Below are 17532 nucleotides of genomic sequence, written 5' to 3'. Positions count from 1 at the left end.
GACGCCGGTACAGGCTTGAAACAGCCTATCCGGGTGTCAGACACCAGTGGCGCAAGATACAGTGTCTGACACCCATACGAGACGCCCATACAGGCCTGAAACAGCCTACCCGGGTGTCAGACACCAGTGGCCGCAAGATACAGTGTCTGACACCCATACGAGACGCCGGTTCAGGCCTGGAACAGCCTACCCGGGTGTCAGACACCAGGGGCGCAGTACAGTGTCTGACACCCATACGAGACGCCGCTACAGGCCTGAAACAGCCTCCCCGGGTGTCAGACACCAGTGGCCGCAAGATACAGCGTCTGACATCCCTACGAGACGCCGCTACAGGCCTGAAACAGCCTCCCCGGGTGTCAGACACCAGAGGATTCAGTCTTCGCGCCCTTTCTTCTCGATGAATTCGATCTTGTAGCCGTCCGGGTCTTCGACGAAGGCGATGACGGTCTTGCCATGCTTCATGGGGCCGGCTTCACGGGTGACCTTGCCGCCTTTTTCCTTGACCTTGTCACAGGCTTCGTAGGCATTGTCCACTTCCAGGGCGATGTGGCCGTAGCCGGAGCCCAGGTCGTATTTTTCCGTGTCCCAGTTGTGGGTCAGCTCGATGACGGCGCCTTCGGACTCGTCCTGGTAACCCACGAAAGCCAGCGTGAACTTGCCGTCGGGATAGTCTTTGCGGCGCAAGACGCGCATGCCGAGCACGTTGGTGTAGAAGTCGATGGATTTGTCGAGGTTGCCGACTCGCAGCATGGTGTGGAGCATACGCATGGATGTCTTCCTTAAGCGGTGAGGGGGAGCGGGAAGAACCCGCCGCTTGAGGCGGGTTCCCGGGTGATGCCGATATCGCCCAGCGCGGCGCCCATGGCGTCGACGGCCTGGCGCATCTGGTCCGGGCCGAAGGCGCCGATGCAGCCGACCCGGAACGTGGGTTGTTCGGTGTTGTAGAAGTTGCTGAGCACGTAGCCGCGGCGCTTCAGCGCATCGACGAACAGCTGCAGGTTCCAGGTCGGCGCGTCCGGAGCCCGGACGTTGACGACGATGGGGCCTTGCAGGGCGGGCTGCAGGTCAGGGACCAGGCCCAGTGAGCCGATGCCCTCGTATACCGTGCGCATGTTCGCCGTGTAGCGCGCCAGGCGGGCCTCGCGGCCTTCCTCATGATACAGCTCCAGGGCGACCGCAAGCGCGGCCAGCGTGGGCGCGGGCGGCGTGAAGCGCGGGCCGGCATTGGGCTGCAGGGTGTGCTGATAGATGTCGGCCAGGTCCAGCGACCAGCTGCCGGCATTGCCACCCGCGGCCTCCAGGCTGTCGCGCCGGGCCACGACGAAGGCGGCGCCTGGCAGGCCTTCCAGGCATTTGTTGGCCGTCAGCACCACCGCATCCACGGCGGGCAGGGCGCGTAGATCCAGGGGCAGCGCGCCGAAGGCGGACACCGCATCGACGATGAGGCGGCGGCCCTGCGCATGCGCGACGCGCGCCAGTTCGGGCACGTCGTGGCAGATGCCGCTGCCGGTTTCGCTATAGACCACGGCCAGGTGCGTCAGCGTGGGGTCGCGTTCCAGCGCGGCGGCCACGGCTTGCGGGTCCACCCGCTCGGCCGCGCCCACGGGCAGGGGCACGGCGATCCTGCCGGCGTCGGCCGCCAGCTTCTGCAGGCGGGCGGCGTAGGCGCCGGTGGAAGGGGCAAGCAGCCTGCCGCCCGGCGGCACGAAGGTGCGTATCGCGGCTTCGACGGCGAAGTGGCCGCAGCCGGGCAGCGCCAGCGCGGCATGCTCGTCGGCCGAGGCCTGCGCCACGCGCAGCAAGCTATCGCAGACCTGCCGGTAGGCCTGGCGGAAATCGTTGTCCCAGGGCGCGTAGTCCTGCGCCATGGCGGCCTTCACCCGCGCGTCGGTCGTGACCGGGCCCGGAATCAGCAGCAACATTTCAAAGCTCCTTTCGTGGAACAGGCAGCAAGTCGTCTCAGAATTGAGGCAGGGAAGCGGGGTCGTGACGCCGCAGGATGTTCTTCGCGTCTTCGAAGCCGGGCAGGATCTGCCCCACTTCACGCCAGAAATCCTGACTGTGGTTCATCTCGCGCAGATGGGCAAGCTCGTGCGCGATGACGTAGTCGATGATGGCGGGCGCGAAATGGATCAGGCGCCAGTTCAGCATGATGTTGCCGTCGCTGGTGCAGGAGCCCCAGCGCGTGGCCGCCGACGACAGGCGCCAGCGGCGGATTTTCAGCCCGCTGATCTGCAGGAAGTGGGCAAGGCGGGCGCCGAACCAGGCGCCGGCGCGCTGTTGCAGCCAGGCCTGCGCCGAATCGCGGATTCGGCCCTGGTCGGCCGAGGAAGGCAGCGCCAGCCACAGCGTGTCGCCGTCCTGGGGAGCCTCCGCGTCGCCGGACAGATAGGCCTGGCGGCTGTCGCCGCTCACGCCGATCACGATGCGCTTGCCCAGGTAGGGCAGTTCGCCGCCGGGCTGCCAGCGCGTATGCGCCATGGCCAGCTGCTGCTTGCGGGCATGCCATTCGCGCAGCTTGGCCAGGATCCAGCGGGATTTTTCCCGGACCGCGTCGTCGATCTGCGCCAGCGTGACCCAGTTGGGGGCGGTGACGCGCAAGCCATCGTCCGTGACCACGAAACCGATGCTGCGGCGGCGCGAGCGCAAGAGCACGAAGCCGATCGGCTGCTGCTCGGTCGGGACTTCGCGCCAGCGAGCGCCGGGCGGCAGAGGCTCGGGGCAGGGCGTCGGCACGCGCGACGAGGCGTTGGGGGAGAGTGTCAGGAGCGGTTCGCCAGCGGGGCCGGAGGGCGGCGGCGCGTCGGGGTAGAGCGGCTTGGGAGGCGTAGGCTGAAGCGGGGACGCGCCGGTAGCGCCGCCCAGTTGCGGCGCGCCGGCGGGCGCGCCGTTTGGCTGCACGTCGAACAGGAGTTCGAGCTGATCAGGGCTGGACATACCTTTCAGGATTGAGACGCCGCATTTCCCCTTCGATCCAGTCCTGAACCTTCTGGTTCAGTTCCTCGGGGGAGAGACCCTTGGATTCTATCGCGGGACCGATGGACAGGGTGACCATGCCCGGTTGTTTCACGAAGGCGTTGCGCCGCCAGCACTCGCCGGCATTGTGCGCGACGGGAATGACGGCGGCGCCGGTGCGGGACGCCAGCAGCGCGCCGCCCATCTTGTAGCGGGCGACCTTGCCCGGCGCGACCCGGGTGCCCTCCGGGAACAGCAGGGGCCAGCGGCCCTCGTCCAGGCGGGTCTGGCCTTGCTTGACGACCTGTTCGAAGGCGTCGCGCCCTTTCGATCGGTCGATCGCAATCATGCGCAGCAGCGCCAGGCCCCACCCGAAGAACGGCACCATGTGCAGTTCTTTTTTGTAGACGAAGCAGACTTCGCGGGGCATGTAGGCGGGGAAGAACAGCGTTTCCCAGGCCGACTGATGCTTGGACAGCAGCACCGCAGGGCCGTCGGGCAGGTTTTCCCAGCCCTTGACCTGCCAGCGGATGCCGCAGATGACGCGCGCGCCCCAGATGGCCAGGCGCGGCCAGCCCACAGTCAGCCTGTAGCGCCAATGCAGCGGCAGCGGCGCCCACAGGATGCAGGCAAACGCGTAGGGTATGACCGTGACGGACAGGAACAGGAGATACAGCAGGGAGCGTAGCCAGGCCATGGGGTCAGCTGTCCTGGAGCAGGGCGTCGGCCACGGCCGACAGGTCGTCGCACACGCGGGTGTTTTCGGGCAGGCCGCCCTTGGCCAGCGTCTTGTTGCCGTTGCCCGTCAGCACCAGCCAGGGCGAGCAGCCGACCGACGATGAGGCCTGCAGATCGCGCAGCGAGTCGCCGACCGCGGGCACGCCGGCCAGGTCCACGTCGTAGCGGTGCCCGATCTGTTCGAACATGCCCGGCCGGGGCTTGCGGCAGGTGCAATTGTCGTCCGGGCCATGCGGGCACATGAAGACGGCGTCGATGCTGCCGCCGGCGGCGGCCAGTTCGCGCCGCATCTTGGCGTGGATGGCGGTCAGCGTGTCCATATCGAACAGGCCGCGCGCCAGGCCCGACTGGTTGGTGGCCACCACGACTCTCCAGCCGGCCTGCGTGAGGCGCGCGATGGCCTGCAGGCTGCCGGGCAGGGCGATCCATTCATCGGGGTTCTTGACGAAGGCGTCGCTGTCCTGGTTGATGACGCCGTCGCGGTCGAGGATGATCAGTTTCACTGTGCGAGCCTGGAAATGTCTGCCACCTGGTTCATCAGGCCATGCAACTGCCCCAGCAGGGCCAGCCGGTTGGCGCGCACGGCCGGGTCTTCGGCCATGACCATGACGTCGGCGAAGAAGGCGTCCACGGGCTCGCGGACCTGGGCCAGCGTGGTGAGGCTGCCGGCGAAGTCGCCCGCGGCCAGTTGCGCCTCGGCCTTGGGGCGCAATGCGGACACCGCGGCGGCCAGCGCCTTTTCGGCCGGCTCGACCAGCGCTGCGTCGTTCACCGCGCCGATTTCGCCCTCGGCCTTCTTGAGCAGGTTGCCGATGCGCTTGTTCGCGGCGGCCAGGCTGGCGGCTTCCGGCAGCTGCGCGAAGGCGGCGGCCGCGCGCACGCGCTCGGCCACCTGGTGCAGGGGCGGAGTCAGCGCGATGACGGCTTCCACGGCGTTGCGGTCGGACTCGTTGATCAGCTGGTTGCGATAGCGTTCGTAGATGAAGGCGCGGACCTCGGCCAGCGTATCGGCCGGGATCTTGCCGGCGGGGAAGGTGCCCGCGGCCAGTTCCAGCAGGCCGTCCAGCGAGAGCGGGCCGTCATGGCTGATCTTCAGCCAGCCGCCCGCGGCCAGCTGCTCGAACGCGCTGATCAGGCCCAGCGCGGCGCGGCGCAGGCCGAAGGGGTCGCGTTCGCCGGTGGGGGCCAGGCCGATCGCCCAGATGCCCACCAGGGTCTCCACGCGCTCGGCGATGAACAGCACGGCGGCGGTCAGCGATTCCTGGGTGACAGGCGAGTCGTAACGGTTGCGGTATTGGTTGCGCAGGGCCTGCACGACGCTGTCGGGCTCGCCATCGCCCGCTGCGTAGTACGCGCCCATGACGCCTTGCAGCTCGGGGAATTCGCCGACCATATTGGAGCCCAGGTCCGCCTTGGCCAGCAGGGCGGCGCGGTCGGCGGCGGAGATGTCGCCGCCCAGTTGCCCGGCCACGCCGCGGGCGATGGCGCGCACGCGCTCCACGCGCTCGAGCTGCGTGCCCAGCTTGTTGTGGTAGACGATGGATCCGAGCTGTTCGACGCGCGCGGCCAGCGGCGTCTTGCGGTCGGTTTCGAAGAAGAACTGTGCATCCGCCAGGCGGGGACGCACCACGCGCTGGTTGCCTTCGACGATGTTCACCGGATTGTCGGTGTGCATGTTGCTCACGATCAGGAAGCGGTGCGTCAGGCGGCCGGTGGCCGGATCGAACAGCGGGAAATACTTCTGGTTGAGCCGCATGGTCAGGATCAGGCATTCCTGCGGCACCTGCAGGAACTGTTCCTCGAACTCGCCCACGTAGACGGTGGGGTGCTCGACCAGGGCGGTGACTTCGTCCAGCAGCGCGGCCACTTCGGGGTCGTCGCCCAGGGTGGCGGACAGGCGGCCGGCGTGGTCCAGCAGCTGGCGCTTGATTTCGTCGCGTCGGCCTTCGAACGAGGCCACGACGCTGCCGCGCTCGGCCAGCGTGGCGGCGTAGGAATCGGCGTCGGCGAACGATACCGGGCCGGAACTCATGAAGCGGTGGCCCAGCGTCTCGCGGCCTGCCGAGAGGCCCAGCGCCGACACAGGCACCACGTCGGCGCCGAACAGCGCGACCAGGCCATGCGCCGGGCGCACGAACTTGACCGTGGTGACGCCGTCGGCCAGCTGGTAGCGCATGACCTTGGGGATGGGCAGGCCGTCGATCGCGGTGTCGATACCTTCCTGCAGGCCGGCGGCCAACTGGGCGCCCGGCGCGGTGCCGCGCGCGACCAGGTAGTCCTGCTTGCCGTCGGATTCGCGGTCCAGCGTGGAGACGTCGATGTTCTCCAGGCCCTTGGCGGCCAGCTTCTTCTGCAGCGCGGGGGTGGCGCTGCCGTCTTCGGCGAGGCCGATCTTCACCGGCATCAGTTTTTCGGCATAGGGCTGGTCAGGCGCTTGCGCCAGCACGGCGGACAGGTGCACGGCCAGGCGGCGCGGCGTGGAATACGCGGTGGCGGCGCAGCCGGCCGCCAGCAGGCCGTGGCGCTCCAGCGTGGCGCGCACGCCTTCGGCAAAGGCCTGGCCCAGCTTTTGCAGGGCCTTGGGCGGAAGTTCTTCGGTCAGCAGTTCGACCAGCAGCGGGCGGATGTTCGTCGTCATTTATGCTGCCTCCCCGGCGGCCTTGTTGCGGCCCAGCATGGGAAAGCCCAGTCGTTCGCGGGAATCGTAGTAGGCCTGCGCGACGGAGCGCGACAGGTTGCGGATGCGGCCGATGTAGGCGGCGCGTTCGGTAACGCTGATCGCGCCGCGCGCGTCCAGCATGTTGAAGGTGTGGGCGGCCTTCAGCGCGGCCTCGTAGGCGGGCAGCGCCAGCGGCACGTCCATCAGGCGCTTGGCCTCGGCTTCGTAGTCATTGAAGTGCGCGAACAGCATCTCGGCCGACGAATGCTCGAAGTTGTAGGTGGACTGCTCCACTTCGTTCTGGTGGAACACGTCGCGGTACAGCACGCGGTTGCCGTTGGCGCCTTCGGTCCAGACCAGGTCGTACACGCTTTGCACGTCCTGCAGGTACATAGCCAGGCGTTCCAGGCCGTAGGTGATTTCGCCCGTGGTCGGCGTGCAGTCCAGGCCGCCCACTTGCTGGAAATAGGTGAACTGGGTGACTTCCATGCCGTTCAGCCAGACTTCCCAGCCCAGGCCCCAGGCGCCGAGCGTGGGGTTTTCCCAGTCGTCCTCGACGAAACGGATGTCGTGCTGGGCCGGGTCGATGCCCAGCGCCTTGAGCGAACCGATGTAGAGGTCCAGGATTTCCGGAGGCGCCGGCTTCAGCACCACCTGGTATTGGTAGTAATGCTGCAGGCGGTTGGGGTTTTCGCCATAGCGCCCGTCCTTGGGACGGCGCGACGGCTGCACGTAGGCCGCGCGCCAGGGTTCCGGGCCGATCGCGCGCAGGAACGTGGCGGTATGCGAGGTGCCGGCGCCGACTTCCATGTCGTAGGGCTGCAGCAGGGCGCAACCCTGCTTGTCCCAGTATTCCTGGAGCGTAAGGATGATTTGCTGAAAGGTGAGCATAGGATTCTTGGAATTCGGCCGCCGGGCAGGGCTTGCCCTGGGCGTGGAAAACCTGGCATTTTAACTGGCGCGGAGCGGTCCTGTTCCCAGAGGGCCATTGGACGGTTACATCTGGCCCGAAGGCCCCCCGATGTGCCCCTGGTGGACGCTCGGCCAGGGCGGCGGCGGCGGCGTCAAACCAATGGTCGTATGATTCCGGGTTGAGCCAAGTCTTATATAAAAGCCAGGAACTCGGTTCCGAGGAACCCGAAAAGGAGCAGCCCCATGTCCGACCTGATCAAGGTAGAAGTCACCGACGGCATCCAGATCATCACGATCAACCGTCCCGAAGCCAAGAACGCCATCAATCTGGAGACCGCGCAGGCCATGGCCGCGGCGCTGGACCAGCTGGACAGCCGCGACGACATCCGCATCGGCATCCTGACGGGCGGAGGCGGCACGTTCTCCTCGGGCATGGACCTGAAGGCCTTCGCCAAGTCGGGCCAGCGTCCGTACGTGGATGGCCGCGGCTTTGCCGGCCTGAACGAGCGTCCGCCCAAGAAGCCGCTGATTGCCGCCGTGGAGGGCTATGCGCTGGCCGGGGGCTGCGAAATGGCGCTGGCCTCCGACCTGATCGTGGCCGCCAGCAACGCCAAATTCGGGCTGCCCGAAGTCAAGCGCGGCCTGGTGGCGGGCGCCGGCGGCATGCTGCGCCTGCCGCGCCGCCTGCCGTACCATATCGCCATGGAGGTCATCCTGACCGGCGAGATGCTCACCGCCGAGCGCGCCCATTCCTTTGGGCTGGTGAACCGCCTGACCGAGCCGGGCGGCGCCCTGGCCGGCGCCCTGGAACTGGCGCGCGCCATCGTCGAGAACGGCCCGCTGGCCGTGCAGACCGCGAAGAGCATCGTGTCGCAGTCGGGCGACTGGGAACAGGAAGGCATGTTCGACCGCCAGCGTCCGCTGATCGCCCACATTTTCTCGTCGGCCGACGCCAAGGAAGGCGCCACCGCTTTTGCCGAGAAGCGCAAGCCGGTGTGGCAGGGCAAATAGGAAATGCCCCCCACGCCGCGCCCCTGCGGCGAACCGTCCAAGAATCGTTAACCTATAGCGCGCGGCCGGCTGCGCCGGCCGCGGTTTCAATTTTCCATCCAGACAGTCAATCGCCATGTCCGTCATCATCAAAGAAGAAGACTTCATCCAGTCGATCGCCGACGGGATCCAGTTCATCAGCTACTACCATCCGGTGGACTACATCCGCCACCTCGCCCGTGCCTACGAGCGCGAGGAAAGCCCGGCCGCGCGCGATGCGATGGCCCAGATCCTGACCAACTCGCGCATGTGCGCGGAAGGCAAGCGCCCGCTGTGCCAGGACACCGGTATCGTCAACGTGTTCCTGAAGGTCGGCATGGACGTGCGCTTCGACACCAAGCGCACGTTGCAGGAGCTCTGTGACGAAGGCGTGCGCCGCGGCTACCTGAATCCCGACAATCCGCTGCGCGCCTCCGTGCTGGACGACCCGCTGTTCGCGCGCAAGAACACACGCGACAACACGCCCTGTATCCTGCACGTCGAGCTCGTCCCCGGCGACAAGGTCGACGTGCAGCTTGCCTCGAAGGGCGGCGGTTCGGAAAACAAATCCAAGTTCGCCATGCTGAACCCCAGCGATTCGCTGGTGGACTGGGTGCTCAAGACTGTCCCGACGATGGGCGCCGGCTGGTGTCCGCCGGGCATGCTGGGCATCGGAGTCGGCGGCACCGCCGAAAAGGCCATGCTGATGGCAAAGCAGTCGTTGATGGAAGACATCGACATGTACGAGCTGCTGGCCCGCGGTCCGCAGAACAAGCTGGAAGAGCTGCGCATCGAGCTGTATGAAAAGGTCAATGCGCTGGGCATCGGCGCGCAGGGCCTGGGCGGCCTGACCACGGTGCTCGACGTCAAGATCAACACCTTCCCGACGCACGCAGCCTCCAAGCCCGTCGCCATGATCCCCAACTGCGCCGCCACGCGTCACGCGCATTTCGAACTGGATGGCTCGGGCCCCGCGCGCCTCGATCCGCCGTCGCTGTCCGAATGGCCGGAAGTGCACTGGGCGCCGGACTACAACAAGTCCAAGCAGGTCGACCTGAACACGCTGACGAAGGAAGAGGTCGCCAGCTGGAAGCCGGGCCAGACGCTGCTGCTGTCGGGCAAGATGCTGACCGGCCGCGACGCCGCGCACAAGCGCATCCAGGACATGCTGGCCAAGGGCGAGCCGCTGCCCGTGGATTTCACGAACCGTGTCATCTACTACGTCGGCCCGGTCGATCCGGTGCGTGACGAGGTGGTCGGCCCGGCCGGCCCCACCACGGCCACCCGCATGGACAAGTTCACCGACATGATGCTCGAGCAGACCGGCCTGATCGCCATGATCGGCAAGTCCGAGCGCGGCCCGGTCGCGATCGAGTCCATCAAGAAGCACGGCTCGGCCTACCTGATGGCCGTCGGCGGCGCCGCCTACCTGGTGTCCAAGGCCATCCGGGGCGCCAAGGTGCTGGGCTTCGGCGACCTGGGCATGGAAGCCATCTACGAGTTCGACGTGAAGGACATGCCGGTCACCGTGGCGGTCGACGCCCAGGGCACCTCGGTCCATACGACGGGCCCCAAGGAATGGCAAGCCAAGATCGGGAAGATCCCGGTCGCCGTCGCCTGACCTGGCTGGCTTGAGCTGAAAACGGCCGCTGGCGCAGCGGCCGTTTTCTTTTTGAGGGCTAGCCGTCCTGGGACGGTTTCGCGGTCGCGGCCTTGAACGCTGCGATCGCATCCGCGGATTTCCCCAGCACATCGCGCAACACCTCTTCGGTGTGCTCGCCCAGCAGGGGCGGGGCGCGTCGGTACGCGACCGGCGATGCCGAGAGCCGCAAGGGGCTGGCCGTGACGGCGGCGAAGCCGCCGGCGGGGTGGGGCAGGTCGCGGCGCAGCTGTCGCGCGTGCGCCTGGGGATGCGCGAAGGCCTGCGCGATATTGTTGATCGGGCCGCAAGGCACGCCCGCGGCCTCCAGTTTTGCGATCCAGTCGTCGCGCCTGCCTTGCCGCATGATGTCGGCCAGCATGCCTACCAGCGCTTCGCGGTTGGCGATGCGCAGGCGATTGGTGGCAAAGCGTGGATCGTCTCCCAATTCCGGCGCGCCGATGGCGGCGCAGTAGGCGCGGTACTGCGATTCATTGCCCGTGGCCACGATCAGGTGGCCGTCGCTGGCGCCGAACACCTGGTAGGGGACGACGTTCTGGTGCGCGTTGCCGGCGCGCGTGGGCGCCACGCCCGAATTGAAATAGTTGGAGTTCTGGTTGGCCAGCAGGGCCACGTGGCTGTCGAGCAGCGCGATGTCCAGGTGCTGGCCCAGGCCGCTCCTGTGGCGTTCGTGCAGGGCCGCCAGCACCGCCACCGTGGCGTACATGCCGGTGACGATGTCCGTCACCGCCACGCCCGCCTTCTGCGGGCCGCCGCCGGGCAGGTCGTCGCGTTCGCCCGTGATGCTCATCAGGCCGCCCATGCCCTGGATCATGAAGTCATAGCCCGGGCGCTGGGCGTAGGGGCCGTCTTGTCCGAACCCGGTGACCGAGCAATAGATCAGGCGGGGATTGATTTCCCTGAGGCTGTCGTAGTCCAGGCCGTACTTGGCCAGGCCGCCGACCTTGAAGTTTTCCACCAGGATGTCGCTGACGGCCGCCAGTTCGCGGATCAGCGCCGCGCCTTCCGGCGTGGCCATGTCGGCCTCGATCGAGCGCTTGTTGCGGTTGGCGCTGAGGTAGTAGGCGGATTCGCTGGTGTCCTGGCCGTTGCCGTCCTTGAGGAAGGGCGGGCCCCAGGCGCGGGTGTCGTCGCCCACCCGGGGGCGCTCGACTTTGATGACGTCGGCGCCCAGGTCCGCCAGGTTCTGCGTGCACCAGGGGCCCGCCAGGATGCGCGACAGGTCCAGCACGCGGATGCCGTCGAGAGCGGGGGGGCGGGTCATGGCCGCAGCTCCGCGGTGCCGTTGCTCAGCACGACCACGTTGCGCTCGCGGGCGCGCGCAAGAAAGCGCACCTGTCCGTCCGGCATCCGCCAGATGTCGCATTGCAGGGTTTCGCCGGGATACACCGGCGCCGAGAAGCGCGTGCTCAGGCTGGAGAGGCGCGAGGCGTCGTAGCCGCAGCAGGTCTTCACGATCGCGTGCGCCGCGAAGCCATAGGAGCACAGGCCATGCAGGATGGGCCGGGGATAGCCCGCCTGGCGCGCGATTTCGGGATCGGCGTGCAGCGGGTTGCGGTCCGCGTTCAGCCGGTACAGCAGGGCGGCGTTCGGCGGAATGTGGAGTTCGCAGCGCAGGTCCGGTTCGCCGCCGGGCGCGGCGGGCAGGGGCGGCGGGCCGTCATCGCCCTGGCCGAAGCCGCCATCGCCGCGGCAGAAGGTGCTGTGCTGCAGGGTGGCCAGGCAAGTGCCGTCCTCGCTGTGCAGCGTGCGCTCGGTGACGACGATGGCGCCCTTGTCCGCGCCCTTGTCGATCACGTGCGTGTTGCGGCTCTTGCCGATGACGACGCCCGAGGCGGGCAGGGGCGCATGCATCGTCAGCCGTTGCTCGCCGTGCACCACCTTGACCCAGTCGATGCCGGCGCGGGGATCCCGGACCCAGAAGCCCGGATACCCCAGCACCACGCTCATGGTGGGAAACGCCAGCAAGCCCTTTTCGTAGACGTAGCGCAGCTGGCCGGCGTCTTCGGGGTCTTGCCCCAGGCCTATGCCCAGCGCATACAGCATGGTGTCTTTTTCGTCGTAGCGCTGGCGCACGTCATCGAAGCGCCAGTCTTTCACGGTTGCGTAGTCCAGGGGCATGGCGGCCTCAGATGGGATCCCAGTCGATCACGTCGGGCGAACGCTCCAACGCGTAGAAGTGCTTGCGCATGGCGGGCACCGCGATTTCCCCGATGAGCTCGGGCGTCCAGCCTTCTGCGTGATGCACGGTGCGCAGCGGCCGCGGCTGGCTCATCAGCATGATCTCGTTGGCGCGCACGGCGAAGATCTGCGCGGTGATCGCGCTGGCCGCGTCGCTGGCCAGGTATACGGCCATGGGGGCGACCTTGCCAGCCTCCATTTTCTTCAGCTTTTCGACGCGCGCCTTTTCTTCGTCGGTTTCCGCGGGAATGGAACTGGTCATGCGGCTCCAGGCGAACGGCGCGATGCAATTGGAGCGGACGTTGTAGCGCGCCATGTCCAGCGCGATGGATTTCGACAGGGCGACGATGCCCAGCTTGGCCGCCGCGTAGTTCGCCTGACCGAAGTTGCCGATGAGGCCCGAGGTGGACGTCATGTGCACGAACGCCCCGGATTCCTGTTCGCGGAAGTAGGGCGCGGCGGCCCGGCTCATGAAGAAGGAACCGTTCAGGTGCACGTCCAGCACCTGGCGCCATTCCTCTTCGCTCATCTTGTGGAAAACGCGATCGCGCAGATTGCCCGCGTTGTTGACGACGGCATCGATGCGGCCGTAGGCATCGATCGCGGTCTGCACGCAGCGGCTGGCGCTGTCGTAGGCGGCGACGCTGTCGGTGTTGGCCACCGCCTGCCCGCCGGCAGAGATGATTTCCTTGGCCACGGCCTGCGCCGGGCCCTCGGCGCCGCCTTCGCCGGTAAGCGAGACGCCGATATCGTTCACGACCACCTTGGCGCCGGCCTGCGCCATGGCCAGCGCGATGCTGCGGCCGATGCCGCCGCCCGCGCCCGTAACGATCACTACCTTGCCGGAAACTATGCCGCTCATTGAAGCTGACTCCTGTGCTGCGGCGCGCGCGCCGTGTGGAAAACAGTTCCGCATCAACCAGTCTGGTTTAGGGGAATGCCCCATGGTAGATTCGGCAAGGCATTCGCAGAATTCAAAATTAGAAATGCCCCCCTTCTGCGTGGTGGAACATGAGACATGACCTGACCGACCTGCGTTTGTTTCTGAACGTGGGGGAAACACTCAACCTGACGCGCGCCGCAGAGCGGACCTTCCTGTCCTTGCCGGCGGCAAGCGCGCGGGTGAAGAACATGGAAGAGGCCTTCAAGGCCAGGCTGCTCGTGCGCATGGCCACGGGCGTTGCGCTGACCCCGGCGGGCGAAGTGCTGCTCAAGCACGCCAACGCGGTCTTTCGCCAGCTGGAGTGCCTGAATGCGGATCTCCAGCCCTACGCGAGCGGGTTGAAGGGGCGCCTGCGCCTGTTGGCCAACACCACGGCCACCAATTCCTTTCTTGCCGACGCGCTTTCCACGTTTCTTGCGGAAAACCCGGACGTGGACGTCGAACTGGAAGAGAAAATCTCCGGCGATATCGTCATCGCGATCCGCGCGGGCGCAGGGGACCTGGGCCTGGTGGCGGGCAACATCGATGTAGAGGGGCTGGACGTCACGCCCTTGTTCCGCGACGAGCTCACCGTGGTGACGGCGCTGGACCACCCGCTGGCATCTCAGGAATCGGCGCATTTCGTGGACCTGGTGGACGCCTACCAGTTCGTGGGCATACATCCGGACAGCGCCATTCAGACCTTTCTGGAAGACATCGCCAGCGGCCTGGGCAAGCGCATCTGCCAGCGCGTGCACGTAGGCAGCTTCGAAGCGGTATGCCGCATGGTGGAGGCCGGCGCCGGCATTGCGGTGGTGCCGCGCGCCTGCGCGGCGCGCTACAGCCGTCCCGACGCGCTGCACGTGCTGAAGCTGAATGATCCCTGGGCCTTGCGCGACCGGCTGCTGTGCCGCCAGCGCGGCCGCGACCTGCCCAGCTTCGCTGAATGCTTCATCGGCCACTTGCAGCGCGCCGCGCGTGGGCAATAGCGCCAGGGCCATCGGCGCTACGCCATCAGGCGGATAGTGTCCGGTGACCGAACTTCGGGGTCGTGCGAAAGAGGGGCTTCCGGAAATGTGTAGCGGCGGGCGCGCGCATTCGGAAAATAATAAACGGCGCGGCAGGCAGCGGTTCCATGTCCAGGCCGTGAAAAACAAGACCCAGGAGACAGCCTTGACCGATACTCAACGCCGCCGCGTCATCGCGGGGCTGGGGGCCGCATGCGCCGCCGCCATCATCCCGTCCTGGGCCCGCGCCGCCGCCTGGCCGGGCCATGCCGTAACATTCATCGTGCCCTTTCCGGCGGGCGGGCCGGTGGACACCACGGCCCGCTTCACCACGCAGCCGCTCAGCCAGCTATGGTCCGTCCCCACCGTGGTGGACAATCGTTCCGGCGCGGGCGGCATCGTGGGCGCGCAGTTCGCCGCCAAGGCCGAACCCGACGGCTACAGTTTCTTCTTCGCCTCCATCCACCATGCGGTGCTGCCCAGCCTGCGCGACAACCTCAGCTACGACATCCGCCGCGATTTCGAGCCAGTGGGCATGGCGGCGGTCTTTCCCATCGTGCTGGTGGTCAATCCGTCGCTGCCCGTCAATTCCGTCAGTGAATTGATTGCCTATGCCAAGGCCAATCCCGGCAAGCTGTCCTTCAGCTCGTCCGGAACGGGCGGCGGCACGCACCTTGCGGGCGAACTCTTCAATGCGATGGCCGGCGTGAAGATCCAGCACGTTCCCTACCGGGGCAGCGCGCCCGCAATGCAGGACCTGCTGGGCGGGCAGGTGCAGGTGATGTTCGCCGACGGGCCCTCCGCCGTTCCCCACCTGAAGGCGGGGAAAGTGCGCGCGCTGGGAGTCGGCAATCCGCGGCGCTCGGACATGCTGCCCGACTTGCCCACCATCGCGGAGTCGGGCCTGCCGGGCTACGAGGCCTATTCATGGAGCGGCGTGCTGGCGCCCAAGGGAACGCCCGCCGACATCGTCGCGCGGCTGAATGCCGACATGGTGAGGGTGCTGTCGGATCCGGCCACCGCCAAGGGCATGATCGCGGCAGGAGCGGAACCCCGGCCGGGCACGCCCGCGCAGTTCGGCGAGTTCGTCCAGGCCGAGATCGCGAAATGGAGCGAGGTGATCAAGTCGGCGGGAATCAAGCTGGAGTAAGGACAGGTGTGCCGGACGCCGCGACGTGCAGGTTTCTCGTATGCATGCAGGCAAGTGTCAGACACCCATACGGGACGCGCTCAGGTGTCAGACACCCATACGAGATGGACTCGGGTGTCAGACACCCATACGAGATGCACTCGATTTCGCATTGCTGCTTCCCGGGTGTCTGACACCATACGGCATGGAATGCGTCAGGCACTGGGAGACTGTGTCAGACACCCGAGAGGCGATGGATCTGATTGACCGTCATCTCGTACGGGTGTCAGACACTGTAATCCTGCAACCGGTGTCAGACACTGCAATCCGGTGTCAGGCACGGATGGACACGGCCTCTCGCGCGTTCAAATATTCGACTTCCAGTTGGGCCACCAGCGTTTCCACCGGAAGGATCTCCTGCGCGGCGCCCACGCCCTGGCCCGCGCTCCAGACGTCTTTCCAGGCCTTGGGGCGCGAGTTCTTGTCCAGCATCGGAGGCGGGGCCTCGCGGTGTTTCGCAAGCTCCGCGGGATCGAGCCCCGCGGCCAGGATGCTGGCCGCCAGGTAGTTCGCGGGCACGCCCGAGAAATAAGGGGTGTAGACCACGTCCGCGGCCTGGGCCTGCAGCACCATTTCCCGGTAGGCGTCGCCCGCCAGCGACTCGCGCGTGGCGATGAAGCGCGTTCCCATGTAGGCGAAATCGCAGCCCATCACCTGCGCGGCCAGGATGTCCTTGCCGTGGCTGATACAGCCCGACAACGCCAGAGGCCCGTCGTAGAAGGCGCGTATCTCGTTCACCAGCGCGATGGGGTTCACCTGGCCCGCGTGGCCGCCCGCGCCGGCCGCCACGAGGATCAGGCCGTCCACGCCGGCATCGAGCGCGCGCTTGGCGTGGCGCACGTTGGTGACGTCATGGAAAACCAGCCCGCCATGCGGATGCATGGCGCGCACCGCGGCCTCGGGCGCTTGCAGCGAGGTGATGAGCAGCGGCACGCGGCGCTCGGCGCAGATCGCCAGGTCGCCCTGCCAGCGCGCGTTGCTGGGATGGACGATAAGGTTCACGCCATATGGCGCCACCTTGGCGGCGGGGTCCGCGCGGCGCTTCTCGTCCAGCCCTTGCTCGATGCGGGAGATCCAGGCATGCAGTTGCTCCTGCGGCCTGGCGTTGAGAGAAGGAAACGTTCCGATGATGCCCGCGCCGCATTGCGCGATCACGAGTTCGGGGCCCGAGACCAGGAACATGGGGGCGCCGATGACCGGCAGGCGGGTCTGGGCGCGCAATGCGGGCGGCGGGTTCATCATGGCGCTCCGGAGCTTCAGTTGGCCTGGATGTTGGCGTTTCGGATGACGTCGGACCACAACGCGTACTCGCGATCGATGCGGGCCTGCAAGGCTTTCGAGTCGCCGTTGTTGATGGCGTAGCCGCCGTCGACCATGGCCTGGCGGAACGCCGGGTCCTGGGAGACGTCCGCCAGCGCTCGGGTCAGCCGGGCGGAGACGGCCTCGGGCAGCTTCTTCGGCCCCACCAGGGCGTACCAGCCGACGACTTCGTAGTCCTTCAGGCCGGCCTCGATCATGGTGGGCACCTCGGGTAGCTCGGGGTTGCGAGTCTTGGACGTGACCGCGAGCGCGCGGGCCTTGCCGCTCTTGATGAAGGGAATGGCGGTGCTGGTGATGTCGAACATGAACGTCACCTTGCCGCTTACCACGTCCATCATGGCAGGGGAGTTGCCGCGGTAGGGCACGTGCAGCATCGGCACGCCGGCCTGCTTTTTCAGGAGTTCCGCGGACAGATGGTTGGAGGCGCCGATGCCCGCGGAGCCGAAGGAGACGGCGTCGGGGTGCGAGCGCGCGTAGCTGACGAGCTCGCCCACGTCCTTGGCGGGAATCTGCGGGCCGATGAGCAGCACGTTGGCGTAATCCACGACCAGCCCGATCAGCGAAAAGTCCTTGCGCGGATCGAACAGCGTGCTGCGTTGCACCAGCGGCGACATGGTGAGGGTGGGGCTGGCGGCGAAGCCGAGCAGGTAGCCGTCCGGCGCCGCCTTGGCCGTGGCGTCCGAGGCGATCATGCCGCTGGCGCCCGCGCGGTTTTCCACGACGACGGCCTGCCCCAGCTTGTCGCCCAGGTATTTGGCGAACACCCGGGCCGTGGTGTCCACGGGGCCGCCGGGGGCGTAGCCCACCAGCAGCCGGATGGGGCGATCCGGATAGGCGGCCTGGGCCCAGGCGGCCTGACCGGCTGCAATCATCGCCGTGGCGGCTGCCGCGGCGAACAGGGTCTTGATGCGCATGCTCATGTCTCCTAGTGTGCGTGGGCCGGTCGTGGAGCTAAGCCAG

The 17532-nt window shown here is 67.1% G+C and carries 16 protein-coding genes; 4 read left to right on the top strand and 12 right to left on the bottom strand.

Features of this window, described 5'->3' with window-relative positions; translation table 11 throughout:
• Positions 1-372 precede the first annotated feature (372 nt).
• Genes gloA through glyQ form a run of 7 tightly spaced genes read right to left on the bottom strand, consistent with a single transcriptional unit; the run spans position 373 to position 7243 of the window.
• A complete protein-coding gene (gloA, locus tag JL37_RS05205; protein WP_043542490.1) occupies positions 373-768 on the bottom strand; it encodes a lactoylglutathione lyase in 396 nt (131 codons plus the stop codon).
• Between the two features lie 11 nt (positions 769-779).
• Positions 780-1922, bottom strand: a complete 1143-nt coding sequence (locus tag JL37_RS05200) for a 2-aminoethylphosphonate--pyruvate transaminase (RefSeq protein ID WP_043542489.1) — start codon at positions 1920-1922, stop codon at positions 780-782.
• A 37-nt stretch (positions 1923-1959) separates the two neighbouring features.
• Positions 1960-2937: a M48 family metallopeptidase gene (locus tag JL37_RS05195; protein ID WP_081954979.1), complete on the bottom strand. Its 978-nt coding sequence runs from the start codon at positions 2935-2937 to the stop codon at positions 1960-1962.
• A complete protein-coding gene (locus JL37_RS05190) occupies positions 2924-3652 on the bottom strand; it encodes a 1-acyl-sn-glycerol-3-phosphate acyltransferase (RefSeq protein ID WP_043542488.1) in 729 nt (242 codons plus the stop codon). The genes JL37_RS05195 and JL37_RS05190 overlap by 14 nt, the downstream gene beginning before the upstream one ends.
• Positions 3653-3656: 4 nt before the next feature.
• A complete protein-coding gene (gmhB, locus tag JL37_RS05185; RefSeq protein WP_043542487.1) occupies positions 3657-4196 on the bottom strand; it encodes a D-glycero-beta-D-manno-heptose 1,7-bisphosphate 7-phosphatase in 540 nt (179 codons plus the stop codon).
• Positions 4193-6331, bottom strand: coding sequence for a glycine--tRNA ligase subunit beta (gene glyS / locus JL37_RS05180; RefSeq protein ID WP_043542486.1), 2139 nt, complete (start codon positions 6329-6331; stop codon positions 4193-4195). The genes gmhB and glyS overlap by 4 nt, the downstream gene beginning before the upstream one ends.
• A complete protein-coding gene (gene glyQ, locus JL37_RS05175; protein WP_043542485.1) occupies positions 6332-7243 on the bottom strand; it encodes a glycine--tRNA ligase subunit alpha in 912 nt (303 codons plus the stop codon). It abuts the gene before it with no gap.
• A 264-nt stretch (positions 7244-7507) separates the two neighbouring features.
• Here glyQ and JL37_RS05170 point away from each other — a divergent pair, with 264 nt between their 5' ends.
• Both JL37_RS05170 and JL37_RS05165 read left to right on the top strand, forming a co-directional pair.
• The gene (locus JL37_RS05170; protein WP_043542484.1) at positions 7508-8275 is read left to right on the top strand and encodes a crotonase/enoyl-CoA hydratase family protein; all 768 of its coding nucleotides are present in this window, start codon (positions 7508-7510) and stop codon (positions 8273-8275) included.
• A 115-nt stretch (positions 8276-8390) separates the two neighbouring features.
• Positions 8391-9914 carry a fumarate hydratase gene (locus tag JL37_RS05165; protein ID WP_043542483.1) on the top strand — a complete coding sequence of 508 codons (1524 nt, stop codon included), beginning with the start codon at positions 8391-8393 and terminating at the stop codon, positions 9912-9914.
• Positions 9915-9972: 58 nt separating this feature from the next.
• Here the strand turns inward: JL37_RS05165 and JL37_RS05160 are convergent, their stop codons facing one another.
• Genes JL37_RS05160 through JL37_RS05150 form a run of 3 tightly spaced genes read right to left on the bottom strand, consistent with a single transcriptional unit; the run spans position 9973 to position 12996 of the window.
• Positions 9973-11217: a CaiB/BaiF CoA-transferase family protein gene (locus JL37_RS05160; RefSeq protein ID WP_043542482.1), complete on the bottom strand. Its 1245-nt coding sequence runs from the start codon at positions 11215-11217 to the stop codon at positions 9973-9975.
• A complete protein-coding gene (locus tag JL37_RS05155) occupies positions 11214-12074 on the bottom strand; it encodes a MaoC/PaaZ C-terminal domain-containing protein (RefSeq protein WP_043542481.1) in 861 nt (286 codons plus the stop codon). Before JL37_RS05155 ends, JL37_RS05160 begins: the two co-directional genes overlap by 4 nt.
• A 7-nt stretch (positions 12075-12081) precedes the next feature.
• Positions 12082-12996: an SDR family NAD(P)-dependent oxidoreductase gene (locus tag JL37_RS05150; RefSeq protein WP_043542480.1), complete on the bottom strand. Its 915-nt coding sequence runs from the start codon at positions 12994-12996 to the stop codon at positions 12082-12084.
• Between the two features lie 149 nt (positions 12997-13145).
• Between JL37_RS05150 and JL37_RS05145 the strand changes: the two genes are divergently transcribed.
• Together JL37_RS05145 and JL37_RS05140 are read left to right on the top strand one after the other, a co-directional pair.
• The gene (locus JL37_RS05145; protein ID WP_043542479.1) at positions 13146-14045 is read left to right on the top strand and encodes a LysR substrate-binding domain-containing protein; all 900 of its coding nucleotides are present in this window, start codon (positions 13146-13148) and stop codon (positions 14043-14045) included.
• Positions 14046-14229: 184 nt separating this feature from the next.
• Positions 14230-15213, top strand: coding sequence for a tripartite tricarboxylate transporter substrate binding protein (locus tag JL37_RS05140; protein WP_043542478.1), 984 nt, complete (start codon positions 14230-14232; stop codon positions 15211-15213).
• A gap of 312 nt (positions 15214-15525) precedes the next feature.
• Here JL37_RS05140 and JL37_RS05135 read toward each other — a convergent pair whose 3' ends face one another.
• Both JL37_RS05135 and JL37_RS05130 read right to left on the bottom strand, forming a co-directional pair.
• Complete coding sequence (locus JL37_RS05135) at positions 15526-16491, bottom strand: nitronate monooxygenase family protein (protein WP_043542639.1); 966 nt, start codon at positions 16489-16491, stop codon at positions 15526-15528.
• A 17-nt stretch (positions 16492-16508) separates the two neighbouring features.
• A complete protein-coding gene (locus JL37_RS05130; RefSeq protein ID WP_043542638.1) occupies positions 16509-17486 on the bottom strand; it encodes a tripartite tricarboxylate transporter substrate binding protein in 978 nt (325 codons plus the stop codon).
• Positions 17487-17532: the final 46 nt, after the last annotated feature.

The sequence above is a fragment of the Achromobacter sp. RTa genome, from assembly GCF_000757485.1.
Taxonomy (GTDB): Bacteria; Pseudomonadota; Gammaproteobacteria; order Burkholderiales; family Burkholderiaceae_B; genus Achromobacter.
This window is presented reverse-complemented; position numbering and strand designations above follow the sequence as displayed.

Coding starts and splice junctions, on each gene's coding strand:
- gloA (WP_043542490.1), bottom strand. CDS start 768: ATGCGTATGCTCCACACCATGCTGCGAGTCGGCAACCTCGACAAATCC.
- JL37_RS05200 (WP_043542489.1), bottom strand. CDS start 1,922: ATGTTGCTGCTGATTCCGGGCCCGGTCACGACCGACGCGCGGGTGAAG.
- JL37_RS05195 (WP_081954979.1), bottom strand. CDS start 2,937: ATGTCCAGCCCTGATCAGCTCGAACTCCTGTTCGACGTGCAGCCAAAC.
- JL37_RS05190 (WP_043542488.1), bottom strand. CDS start 3,652: ATGGCCTGGCTACGCTCCCTGCTGTATCTCCTGTTCCTGTCCGTCACG.
- glyS (WP_043542486.1), bottom strand. CDS start 6,331: ATGACGACGAACATCCGCCCGCTGCTGGTCGAACTGCTGACCGAAGAA.
- glyQ (WP_043542485.1), bottom strand. CDS start 7,243: ATGCTCACCTTTCAGCAAATCATCCTTACGCTCCAGGAATACTGGGAC.
- JL37_RS05170 (WP_043542484.1), top strand. CDS start 7,508: ATGTCCGACCTGATCAAGGTAGAAGTCACCGACGGCATCCAGATCATC.
- JL37_RS05165 (WP_043542483.1), top strand. CDS start 8,391: ATGTCCGTCATCATCAAAGAAGAAGACTTCATCCAGTCGATCGCCGAC.
- JL37_RS05160 (WP_043542482.1), bottom strand. CDS start 11,217: ATGACCCGCCCCCCCGCTCTCGACGGCATCCGCGTGCTGGACCTGTCG.
- JL37_RS05155 (WP_043542481.1), bottom strand. CDS start 12,074: ATGCCCCTGGACTACGCAACCGTGAAAGACTGGCGCTTCGATGACGTG.
- JL37_RS05150 (WP_043542480.1), bottom strand. CDS start 12,996: ATGAGCGGCATAGTTTCCGGCAAGGTAGTGATCGTTACGGGCGCGGGC.
- JL37_RS05145 (WP_043542479.1), top strand. CDS start 13,146: ATGAGACATGACCTGACCGACCTGCGTTTGTTTCTGAACGTGGGGGAA.
- JL37_RS05135 (WP_043542639.1), bottom strand. CDS start 16,491: ATGAACCCGCCGCCCGCATTGCGCGCCCAGACCCGCCTGCCGGTCATC.
- JL37_RS05130 (WP_043542638.1), bottom strand. CDS start 17,486: ATGCGCATCAAGACCCTGTTCGCCGCGGCAGCCGCCACGGCGATGATT.